This window comes from Haemophilus haemolyticus (assembly GCF_003352385.1).
GTDB lineage: Bacteria > Pseudomonadota > Gammaproteobacteria > Enterobacterales > Pasteurellaceae > Haemophilus > Haemophilus haemolyticus_I.
This window is the reverse complement of sequence record NZ_CP031243.1, coordinates 1,420,224-1,432,934: the sequence shown is the minus strand read 5'-3', so window position 1 is coordinate 1,432,934 and position 12,711 is coordinate 1,420,224. Positions and strand designations below refer to the sequence as shown.

The following is a 12,711-nucleotide window of genomic DNA, read 5'->3' as shown; positions in this document are numbered from 1 at the left end:
AAAACGTAACGATATCATATTCACATTTTCTTTCTTCAAAGTAGGGCAAATTATGTTAGCCAAAGCAAAATATAGAAAAGATTACAAACAACCAGATTTTACGGTCACAGACATTTATTTAGATTTTCAACTTGATCCTAAACACACAGTGGTGACGGCAACCACAAAATTCCAACGCTTAAATAATGAAGCGACTTCTTTACGTTTAGATGGGCATAGTTTCCAGTTTTCTTCTATTAAATTTAATGGTGAGCCATTTTCTGCCTATCAACAAGATGGCGAGAGTTTAACGCTCGATTTAAAAGGTAAAAGTGCGGAAGAATTTGAGCTTAAAATTGTGACTTTCCTTGTGCCAGCTGAAAATACTTCATTACAAGGGTTATATCAGTCTGGAGAGGGCATTTGTACACAATGCGAGGCGGAAGGTTTCCGTCAAATTACTTATATGCTTGATCGCCCTGATGTGCTGGCGCGTTATACAACCAAAATTACCGCAGATAAAACCAAATATCCTTACTTACTTTCTAATGGTAATCGCATTGCAAGTGGTGAATTAGAGGATGGTCGTCATTGGGTGGAATGGAACGATCCGTTTCCGAAACCAAGCTATTTATTTGCTTTAGTGGCGGGGGATTTTGATTTATTACAAGATAAATTCATCACCAAAAGTGGACGAGAAGTGGCGTTAGAGCTTTATGTGGATCGCGGGAATCTTAACCGCGCAACTTGGGCAATGGAAAGTCTGAAAAAAGCGATGAAATGGGATGAAGATCGCTTTACTTTAGAATATGACCTAGATATTTACATGATCGTTGCAGTGGACTTCTTCAATATGGGCGCCATGGAAAATAAAGGGTTAAATATCTTTAACTCTAAATTTGTATTAGCCAATCCACAAACGGCAACAGATGAGGATTATCTTGCTATTGAAAGTGTGATTGCACACGAATATTTCCATAACTGGACTGGAAACCGTGTGACTTGCCGAGATTGGTTCCAGTTAAGTTTGAAAGAAGGCTTAACAGTTTTCCGTGATCAAGAATTTTCTTCAGATACAGGTTCGCGTGCGGTAAATCGCATTAATAATGTGAAATTTTTACGCACCGTACAATTTGCCGAAGATTCAAGCCCAATGTCACACCCAATTCGCCCTGAAAAAGTGATTGAAATGAATAACTTCTATACAGTGACAGTATATGAAAAAGGGGCAGAAGTGATTCGTATGTTGCACACTTTATTAGGTGAACAAGGTTTCCAAAAAGGCATGCAACTTTATATTGCTGAAAACGATGGAAAAGCGGCAACCTGTGAAGATTTTGTTTCTGCGATGGAACGAGCAAATAAGCTCGATTTAAACCAGTTCCGCCGTTGGTATAGCCAATCGGGTACACCAGAATTATTGATTAGCGATGCTTATGACGAAAAAACGCATACTTATCGTTTAACGGTTTCACAATCTACACCGCCAACTGCCGATCAAATGGAAAAAGTGAATTTACATATTCCATTAAAAATCGCGCTTTATGATGCGAATGGCACGAAACAAATGCTACAACATAATGGCGAATTGTTGAGTGATGTATTAAATGTTACTGAAAAAGACCAAGCCTTCGAGTTTCATGGCATTTATGGTCGCCCAATTCCAGCATTGTTATGTGATTTCTCCGCGCCAGTAAAACTTGATTATGATTATAAAACCGAGCAGTTATTAGGCTTGCTTAAATTTGCAGACAATCAATTTATCCGTTGGGATGCGGCACAAATGCTATTTACGCAAGAATTACGTCGTAATGTTGTGCGTTTCCAACAAGGCGAGCCACTAGAAATTTCGCCTGAAATTTTGACCGCACTTTCTTATGTTCTGAACCATTATGAGAAAGATATTGAACTGGCAACCTTAATTCTCACCCTTCCAAAAGAAATGGAATTTGCGGAAGGTTTTAAAACCATCGATCCTGATGGCATTTCAGCCGCAAGAGCATTTATGCAAGCGCAAATTGCCGAGACTTTAAAAGATGATTTCTTGCGTGTTTATACCCATATTCGCCTTGATGAGTATCAAGTTACGCAACAAGACATCGCCTTGCGTGCAATGCGTAATCTTTGCTTAACTTATTTGGCTTACACCAATTTGGGCAACAACCTAGTGCAAAAACATTACAACAATGCGAATAATATGACAGATACATTGGCTGCATTAAGTGTTGCAACTAAAGCGGCATTACCTTGCAGAGATGTGTTATTAACTGATTTTGAACAAAAATGGCAACACGATGGATTAGTAATGGATAAATGGTTTGCATTACAAGCCACTCGCCCAGATGAAAATGTATTGGAAATTATTCAGTTATTAATGGATCATCCAAGTTTTAACTTCAACAATCCAAATCGTTTACGTGCATTAGTAGGTAGCTTTGCAAATCACAACTTAAAAGCATTTCACAACGTAAGCGGATCAGGCTATCGTTTCTTAACGGATGTGTTAATCCGTTTAAATGAAAGCAATCCGCAAGTGGCGGCGCGTTTAATCGAGCCATTAATTCGTTTTTCTCGCTTTGATGCTCAACGCCAAACGCTCATGAAACGAGCTTTAGAACGTCTAAGCATTGTAGAAAATCTGTCAAAAGATTTATTTGAAAAAATTGAGAAAGCGTTGCAGTAGGTGGAGTAAATGTGCGTAAAAGGGAAATGAGTTGGCTACAATTTGTAGCCAACTGAAAATCAAATCACCTAAAGCCAGATCTTTAAAATATGGTTAAAAGTGCGGTAAATTTTTCAATAGTTTTTGGGGCATTGATATGCCCCTTTGTTTTATACCTGGCTTTAATATTAATTTATTTCATACAAATCCTGAAAATAATAAGTTTGCATAATATATTGAGATGACGCATTCTATACCCGTACAGACGTTTAGCCGTCTAAATGATTAAGAAGATTACTTTAAAACGGGAGTTATTATGACAACATCACATATCTTAGGCTTTCCTCGTGTGGGTGCAAAACGTGAATTAAAATTTGCACAAGAACGTTATTGGCGTAAAGAATTAGCAGAGCAAGATTTATTAGATTTAGCGAAAGCGTTGCGTGAAAAAAACTGGAAACATCAAGCAGCGGCGAATGCAGATTTCGTTGCAGTGGGCGATTTCACGTTCTACGATCATATTTTAGATTTACAAGTGGCAACTGGGGCAATTCCTGCTCGTTTTGGTTTTGATAGCCAAAATTTAACCCTTGATCAATATTTCCAACTTGCACGCGGTAACAAAGATCAATTTGCGATTGAAATGACCAAATGGTTCGATACGAACTATCACTATCTCGTACCAGAATTTCATAAAAATACACAATTCAAAGCTAATCCAGCACATTATGTAAATCAAATCCGTGAAGCAAAAGCTTTAGGTTTAAACTTCAAACCAGTGATTGTTGGTCCATTAACATTCTTATGGTTGGGTAAAGAAAAAGGCGAAGCATTTAACCGTTTCGATTTGTTAAATCAATTAGTGCCTGTTTATGTTGAAATCTTAAATGCATTAGTGGCTGAAGGTGCGGAGTGGATTCAAATTGATGAGCCTGCATTAGCATTGGACTTACCTGCAGAATGGGTTGAAGCCTATAAATCTGTTTACGCTGAATTAAGCAAAGTGAATGCAAAATTATTATTAGCCACTTATTTTGGTTCAGTTGCACAACACGCTGAGTTATTAAAAGCTTTACCTGTTGCAGGCTTACATTTAGATTTAGTGCGTGCACCAGAACAACTTGCAGCCTTTGAAGATTACAGCAAAGTGTTATCCGCTGGTGTGATTGAAGGTCGTAATATCTGGCGTGCAAACTTAAACAAAGTGTTAGATGTATTAGAGCCATTAAAAGCAAAATTAGGCGAGCGTTTATGGATTGCACCAAGCTGTTCATTATTGCACACCCCATTTGATTTAGAAGTGGAAGTACAATTAAAAGAAAAAAATACCGCACTTTACAGCTGGTTATCTTTCACACTACAAAAAGTGGAAGAATTAAATGTATTAAAACAAGCGTTAAATCATGGCAGAGCTTCTGTACAAGCGGCATTAGATGCAAGCCAAACGGCTGCAGATGCTCGTGCAACCTCAAAAGAAATTCATCGTCCAGAAGTGGCTGAGCGTTTAGCAAACTTACCAAAAGGTGCGGATCAACGTAAATCGCCATTTGCAGAACGTATCGTTAAGCAAAATGCGTGGTTAAATTTACCGCTTCTACCAACTACAAACATTGGTTCATTCCCGCAAACGACTGAGATTCGTCACGCTCGTGCAAGTTTCAAAAAAGGCGAGTTATCTCTTGCAGATTATGAAGCGGCAATGAAAAAAGAAATTGAATATGTGGTACGTCGCCAAGAAGAATTAGATTTAGATGTGTTAGTTCACGGCGAAGCAGAACGTAACGATATGGTGGAATACTTTGGGGAATTATTAGACGGTTTCGCATTCACTAAATTTGGTTGGGTACAAAGCTACGGTTCACGTTGTGTAAAACCACCAGTGATTTACGGTGATGTAACCCGCCCAGAGCCAATGACAGTACGTTGGTCACAATATGCACAAAGCCTCACAAACCGCGTAATGAAAGGAATGCTCACAGGCCCTGTAACTATTTTACAATGGTCATTTGTGCGTAACGATATTCCACGTTCAACCGTATGTAAACAAATCGGCGTAGCATTATCTGATGAAGTGTTAGATTTAGAAGCAGCCGGCATTAAAGTTATCCAAATTGATGAGCCAGCAATTCGTGAAGGTTTACCACTTAAACGTGCAGATTGGGATGCATACTTACAATGGGCAGGCGAAGCATTCCGTTTAAGTTCAATGGGCGTGCAAGATGATACACAAATTCATACACATATGTGTTATTCCGAGTTTAACGACATCTTACCAGCGATTGCTGCATTAGATGCAGACGTGATTACCATCGAAACTTCACGTTCAGATATGGAATTATTAGATGCCTTCGTGAAATTCAACTATCCGAATGACATCGGTCCAGGTGTGTATGATATCCACAGCCCACGTGTACCAACCGCAGGTGAAATTGAACACTTATTACGCAAAGCGTTAAAAGTAATTCCAAAAGAACGCTTATGGGTAAACCCAGACTGTGGCTTAAAAACACGTGGTTGGACAGAAACTATCGATCAATTAAAAGTGATGGTGGATGTAACCAAAAAATTACGTGCGGAATTAGCGTAAATTTTAAGTTTATCATCATTCAACTGTAACTTAAGGACTGAATAAATTCAGTCCTTTATGTTTATGGTAGAGTCTAAAATAGACAATTATTATATTGTTGTTGTTGTTGTTGTTGTTGTTGTTGTTGTTGTGTATAATCCAGGACTATTTTATTTAATTTAATTATGTAAAAAGAGGACTTATGAATAAGATTTTTAGAATTGTATGGAGTGAAGTTTCTCAAGCTTGGGTAGCTGTATCTGAACTTACTAAATCACACAAAAAACGTGCTTCTGTAACCGTGGCAACCGCCGTATTGGCGACGCTGTTGTCTGCAACGGCTCAGGCGAGTACGAGTGAGTCGGATTGGGGACCAAACCCTGATAATCCTTCAGATGGGTATACTCCACCTAGACCAACTGGAATTATAGATGCAAATGGTAATGAATTAGGCGGCTTGGGTTTCGGTCTTGTTGTTGTTGATAAAGAAGGGAAGCGAAAAGAATTTCAAAAGGGTAAGAAGATTAATGATGATAATATCCCTGATGATGAGAAGATAAGTACAGTCATTACCGTAGAACCAGCTCCAGAGAGTGCTGCAGTACCACCGACTAATAAAACCAGCTACCTTTACTTAGTTGAGGGTAAAGGTGTTACGATTGATCAGACTGGACGTTCAGCTAAATTTAGCGTAAACACTGGCGACGGATTAAAAATTGATGAAGATGGTAATAAACTCACTGCCGACACCATTGGTCTTACCGTTAATAACGGCAAAGTAACCGCCCCTAAAGAAGAGGATAAGAAAAAACTTGTTAATGCAGGAGATTTATCGAGCACGTTAAATGAATTGGGTTGGAAAGTTTCTGCAAATGGCGGTGAAGCTTCAACCGTAAAAAGTGGCGAAGAAGTAGAATTTAAAGGCGAGGGCGGTATTACCGTAACTGCTACAACTGATACTAATGGTAAACACGTAGTTACTATTAAAACTGAACAACCACAAGGCGGTGCAGCTGCGGGTGGTAGCACCCCTGTTACTGCAGGAGATGGAATTTCAGTTTCTGCGGATAATAAGGTTTCTGTTAATGCGAAAACCAACGGTGGTCTTACTGTAGATGCAAATGGTGTGTCTGTCCATGCGAAAACTGACGGTGGTATTACTGTAGATGGAAGTGGTGTGTCTGTAGATACAGATAACACAACGATTAATGTCACAGGTGGCAAAGTCTCCGCGGTAACGGGTACGATTACGGCAGGGAATGATGCAAGTGTTGCAGATGCAGATAAAGGTAAGTTAGCGAAAGCAGGTGAAGTAGCGGCGGCGATTAATGCGGCGAAAACTAGCGTCACAAATGCAGATGCGACAACTACCGTGACACAAGATGGCAATGTTTATAAAGTAGCGGCGAAAGTTGAGTCGAATAAAGGTCTTGAAACCACTAATGGTTTAGCGGTGAAACAGGGTTCAGGTATTACTGTAGATGGAAGTGGTGTATCTGTTAAAGCGAAAGAGAAAGGTGGTATTAATGTAGATACAGATGGTGTATCTGTGAATACGGATGGTACGACAATCACACTGGATACTGCGACGGGTAATGTTAAAGCGGTAACGGGTGAGTTTGGTAAAAATAATAAAACAGGTGATACGATTGCATCGAATGGTGATGAGAATAAACTTGCGACAGTAAGCAGTGTAGCGACAGCGATTAACGCGGCGAAAGTGAAAGTTGAAGCGGGTAGTGGTGCTGACGTTTCTCATAATAAAGCGACTAATACCTATACGGTTTCAGCGAAAGTTGAGTCGGATAAGGGTTTAGAGAGCGGTGCTGCAGGGTTGTCAGTAAAAGCTGGAGATGGAGTTACAGTTGATAATAAGGGTGTCTCTGTTAAATCTAAAACCAACGGTGGTATTACCGTAGGTGCTGATGGCGTATCAGTACAAAATGGAAATGGTATTACTGTGGGTGCGAATGGTGTCTCTGTTAATGCGAAAACCAATGGTGGTATTACTGTAGATGGAAGTGGTGTGTCTGTAGATACAGATAACACAACGATTAATGTCACAGGTGGCAAAGTCTCCGCGGTAACGGGTACGATTACGGCAGGGAATGATGCAAGTGTTGCAGATGCAGATAAAGGTAAGTTAGCGAAAGCAGGTGAAGTAGCGGCGGCGATTAATGCGGCGAAAACTAGCGTCACAAATGCAGATGCGACAACTACCGTGACACAAGATGGCAATGTTTATAAAGTAGCGGCGAAAGTTGAGTCGAATAAAGGTCTTGAAACCACTAATGGTTTAGCGGTGAAACAGGGTTCAGGTATTACTGTAGATGGAAGTGGTGTATCTGTTAAAGCGAAAGAGAAAGGTGGTATTAATGTAGATACAGATGGTGTATCTGTGAATACGGATGGTACGACAATCACACTGGATACTGCGACGGGTAATGTTAAAGCGGTAACGGGTGAGTTTGGTAAAAATAATAAAACAGGTGATACGATTGCATCGAATGGTGATGAGAATAAACTTGCGACAGTAAGCAGTGTAGCGACAGCGATTAACGCGGCGAAAGTGAAAGTTGAAGCGGGTAGTGGTGCTGACGTTTCTCATAATAAAGCGACTAATACCTATACGGTTTCAGCGAAAGTTGAGTCGGATAAGGGTTTAGAGAGCGGTGCTGCAGGGTTGTCAGTAAAAGCTGGAGATGGAGTTACAGTTGATAATAAGGGTGTCTCTGTTAAATCTAAAACCAACGGTGGTATTACCGTAGGTGCTGATGGCGTATCAGTACAAAATGGAAATGGTATTACTGTGGGTGCGAATGGTGTCTCTGTTAATGCGAAAACCAATGGTGGTATTACTGTAGATGGAAGTGGTGTGTCTGTAGATACAGATAACACAACGATTAATGTCACAGGTGGCAAAGTCTCCGCGGTAACGGGTACGATTACGGCAGGGAATGATGCAAGTGTTGCAGATGCAGATAAAGGTAAGTTAGCGAAAGCAGGTGAAGTAGCGGCGGCGATTAATGCGGCGAAAACTAGCGTCACAAATGCAGATGCGACAACTACCGTGACACAAGATGGCAATGTTTATAAAGTAGCGGCGAAAGTTGAGTCGAATAAAGGTCTTGAAACCACTAATGGTTTAGCGGTGAAACAGGGTTCAGGTATTACTGTAGATGGAAGTGGTGTATCTGTTAAAGCGAAAGAGAAAGGTGGTATTAATGTAGATACAGATGGTGTATCTGTGAATACGGATGGTACGACAATCACACTGGATACTGCGACGGGTAATGTTAAAGCGGTAACGGGTGAGTTTGGTAAAAATAATAAAACAGGTGATACGATTGCATCGAATGGTGATGAGAATAAACTTGCGACAGTAAGCAGTGTAGCGACAGCGATTAACGCGGCGAAAGTGAAAGTTGAAGCGGGTAGTGGTGCTGACGTTTCTCATAATAAAGCGACTAATACCTATACGGTTTCAGCGAAAGTTGAGTCGGATAAGGGTTTAGAGAGCGGTGCTGCAGGGTTGTCAGTAAAAGCTGGAGATGGAGTTACAGTTGATAATAAGGGTGTCTCTGTTAAATCTAAAACCAACGGTGGTATTACCGTAGGTGCTGATGGCGTATCAGTACAAAATGGAAATGGTATTACTGTGGGTGCGAATGGTGTCTCTGTTAATGCGAAAACCAATGGTGGTATTACTGTAGATGGAAGTGGTGTGTCTGTAGATACAGATAACACAACGATTAATGTCACAGGTGGCAAAGTCTCCGCGGTAACGGGTACGATTACGGCAGGGAATGATGCAAGTGTTGCAGATGCAGATAAAGGTAAGTTAGCGAAAGCAGGTGAAGTAGCGGCGGCGATTAATGCGGCGAAAACTAGCGTCACAAATGCAGATGCGACAACTACCGTGACACAAGATGGCAATGTTTATAAAGTAGCGGCGAAAGTTGAGTCGAATAAAGGTCTTGAAACCACTAATGGTTTAGCGGTGAAACAGGGTTCAGGTATTACTGTAGATGGAAGTGGTGTATCTGTTAAAGCGAAAGAGAAAGGTGGTATTAATGTAGATACAGATGGTGTATCTGTGAATACGGATGGTACGACAATCACACTGGATACTGCGACGGGTAATGTTAAAGCGGTAACGGGTGAGTTTGGTAAAAATAATAAAACAGGTGATACGATTGCATCGAATGGTGATGAGAATAAACTTGCGACAGTAAGCAGTGTAGCGACAGCGATTAACGCGGCGAAAGTGAAAGTTGAAGCGGGTAGTGGTGCTGACGTTTCTCATAATAAAGCGACTAATACCTATACGGTTTCAGCGAAAGTTGAGTCGGATAAGGGTTTAGAGAGCGGTGCTGCAGGGTTGTCAGTAAAAGCTGGAGATGGAGTTACAGTTGATAATAAGGGTGTCTCTGTTAAATCTAAAACCAACGGTGGTATTACCGTAGGTGCTGATGGCGTATCAGTACAAAATGGAAATGGTATTACTGTGGGTGCGAATGGTGTCTCTGTTAATGCGAAAACCAATGGTGGTATTACTGTAGATGGAAGTGGTGTGTCTGTAGATACAGATAACACAACGATTAATGTCACAGGTGGCAAAGTCTCCGCGGTAACGGGTACGATTACGGCAGGGAATGATGCAAGTGTTGCAGATGCAGATAAAGGTAAGTTAGCGAAAGCAGGTGAAGTAGCGGCGGCGATTAATGCGGCGAAAACTAGCGTCACAAATGCAGATGCGACAACTACCGTGACACAAGATGGCAATGTTTATAAAGTAGCGGCGAAAGTTGAGTCGAATAAAGGTCTTGAAACCACTAATGGTTTAGCGGTGAAACAGGGTTCAGGTATTACTGTAGATGGAAGTGGTGTATCTGTTAAAGCGAAAGAGAAAGGTGGTATTAATGTAGATACAGATGGTGTATCTGTGAATACGGATGGTACGACAATCACACTGGATACTGCGACGGGTAATGTTAAAGCGGTAACGGGTGAGTTTGGTAAAAATAATAAAACAGGTGATACGATTGCATCGAATGGTGATGAGAATAAACTTGCGACAGTAAGCAGTGTAGCGACAGCGATTAACGCGGCGAAAGTGAAAGTTGAAGCGGGTAGTGGTGCTGACGTTTCTCATAATAAAGCGACTAATACCTATACGGTTTCAGCGAAAGTTGAGTCGGATAAGGGTTTAGAGAGCGGTGCTGCAGGGTTGTCAGTAAAAGCTGGAGATGGAGTTACAGTTGATAATAAGGGTGTCTCTGTTAAATCTAAAACCAACGGTGGTATTACCGTAGGTGCTGATGGCGTATCAGTACAAAATGGAAATGGTATTACTGTGGGTGCGAATGGTGTCTCTGTTAATGCGAAAACCAATGGTGGTATTACTGTAGATGGAAGTGGTGTGTCTGTAGATACAGATAACACAACGATTAATGTCACAGGTGGCAAAGTCTCCGCGGTAACGGGTACGATTACGGCAGGGAATGATGCAAGTGTTGCAGATGCAGATAAAGGTAAGTTAGCGAAAGCAGGTGAAGTAGCGGCGGCGATTAATGCGGCGAAAACTAGCGTCACAAATGCAGATGCGACAACTACCGTGACACAAGATGGCAATGTTTATAAAGTAGCGGCGAAAGTTGAGTCGAATAAAGGTCTTGAAACCACTAATGGTTTAGCGGTGAAACAGGGTTCAGGTATTACTGTAGATGGAAGTGGTGTATCTGTTAAAGCGAAAGAGAAAGGTGGTATTAATGTAGATACAGATGGTGTATCTGTGAATACGGATGGTACGACAATCACACTGGATACTGCGACGGGTAATGTTAAAGCGGTAACGGGTGAGTTTGGTAAAAATAATAAAACAGGTGATACGATTGCATCGAATGGTGATGAGAATAAACTTGCGACAGTAAGCAGTGTAGCGACAGCGATTAATGCGGCGAAAGTGAAAGTTGAAGCGGGTAGTGGAATTTCTGTAGAACACAATCCTGTATCGAATGCTTACACTGTTTCTGCACCGTTTGAAAAAACTGAAAACGATAAAGGAACAACAGTAACCTTTAAAGGTAAAACAACAACTGAACATCCAAATGGAGAAACTAAACTATCAGGGATCGCAGCTGGCGATATTTCACCAACAAGTTCAGATGCTGTGAATGGTGCTCAAATTTATGCATTAAATCGTGGAGCTAAAACAGAAGTAACGAATGTTACTATCGGTGGAAACACTTATGAAAATGTGATTGTAAGTAGTGATGGTAAAAATACTCCGCTCTTAAAAACCTATAATACGCAAGACAGAAGAACAGTTCTTACTAATTCTGTTTATGAAGCAATTTATAATATGAATGAGCATGGTATTAAGTTCTTCCATGTTAATGATGGTACTGTGAATACTAAGAGAGAGGGGCACAGTGAAAATGATTCAAGTGCGAGCGGTAAATATGCGACAGCTATTGGTGCATTATCTGAAGCATCGGGTCAGAATGCCGTTGCAATGGGCTTTGGTTCTACAGTAACAGGTGATAATTCTATTGCGATTGGTACTGGTAACCAAGTAAACGCTGCAAAATCAGGTGCCTTTGGTGACCCGAATATTATTAACGGTAAAGATGTGAATAATGTCGCTGTTTCAGGTAGCTATGCTGTAGGTAACGATAATATTATTGATAGCAGTAATACCTTTGTTTTAGGTAATGATATTAATAATAAAGGAAACTCTACAGCTGTTGGACATACTGTTGAAAATTCTGTTTATCTAGGTAATAAAACAACAGCAAGAGGTGGTGATGGTAGCCAAACTGCGGCATTGAAAAATATTAAGCATGATGGCTCTGAAGGAACTACAACGACAGCGGGTTCTATTGGAACAGTGAATGAGGCGATCGTAAATGGTATGAGTTATGGTGGTTTTGCTGGTGCTAAAGGGCATGGTGTTGTTTCTGTTGGTGCAGCAGATGCTGAACGCCGTATTCAAAATGTGGCAGCTGGCGAAATCTCTGCTACTTCAACAGATGCGATTAATGGTAGTCAGTTGTATTCTATATCTAGTCGTTTAGGTAACAATATGAATAGATTAAATGATCGCATCAATAAGGTTGGCAAACGTGCAGATGCAGGTACGGCAAGTGCAATTGCTATGGCAAACTTGCTCCAATCTTATCGCCCTGGTTTGTCAGCTGCTACTGCTGCAGTAGGTCAATATCGTGGTCAATCTGCGATTGCTGTTGGTTATAGTCGCCTTTCTGATAATGGAAAATATGGGGTTAAATTCTCATTAGGTGCTAATACACAAGGTAATGTTGGTGCCGGTGCTGGTGTAGCATATTTCTGGTAATAACCTGATTTTCCTTTAACTTTCGAATGAAAGGTTGATATTAAAATGTGATGATTACGTTGTGATCATCACATTTTTTATTATTTGCACATTATTCCTGTTCCTCGTAGAATACGAGCAGTCTTACCCTTAAAGTGCGGTGAAAAT

General features: G+C 40.8%; 3 protein-coding genes. All 3 read left to right on the top strand.

Annotation, left to right across the window (positions count from 1 at the left end; translation table 11 throughout):
* The first annotated feature begins 52 nt into the window (after positions 1-52).
* The 3 genes from pepN (at position 53) to DV428_RS06975 (ending at position 12,564) form a co-directional block, all read left to right on the top strand.
* Positions 53-2,662 (top strand): aminopeptidase N, encoded by a 2,610-nt coding sequence (gene pepN, locus DV428_RS06985; RefSeq protein WP_114909187.1) that lies wholly within the window; start codon positions 53-55, stop codon positions 2,660-2,662.
* 295 nt (positions 2,663-2,957) lie between these two features.
* Positions 2,958-5,228 (top strand): 5-methyltetrahydropteroyltriglutamate--homocysteine S-methyltransferase, encoded by a 2,271-nt coding sequence (gene metE, locus DV428_RS06980; RefSeq protein ID WP_114909186.1) that lies wholly within the window; start codon positions 2,958-2,960, stop codon positions 5,226-5,228.
* A 181-nt stretch (positions 5,229-5,409) separates the two neighbouring features.
* Complete coding sequence (locus DV428_RS06975; RefSeq protein WP_114909185.1) at positions 5,410-12,564, top strand: ESPR-type extended signal peptide-containing protein; 7,155 nt, start codon at positions 5,410-5,412, stop codon at positions 12,562-12,564.
* Positions 12,565-12,711: the final 147 nt, after the last annotated feature.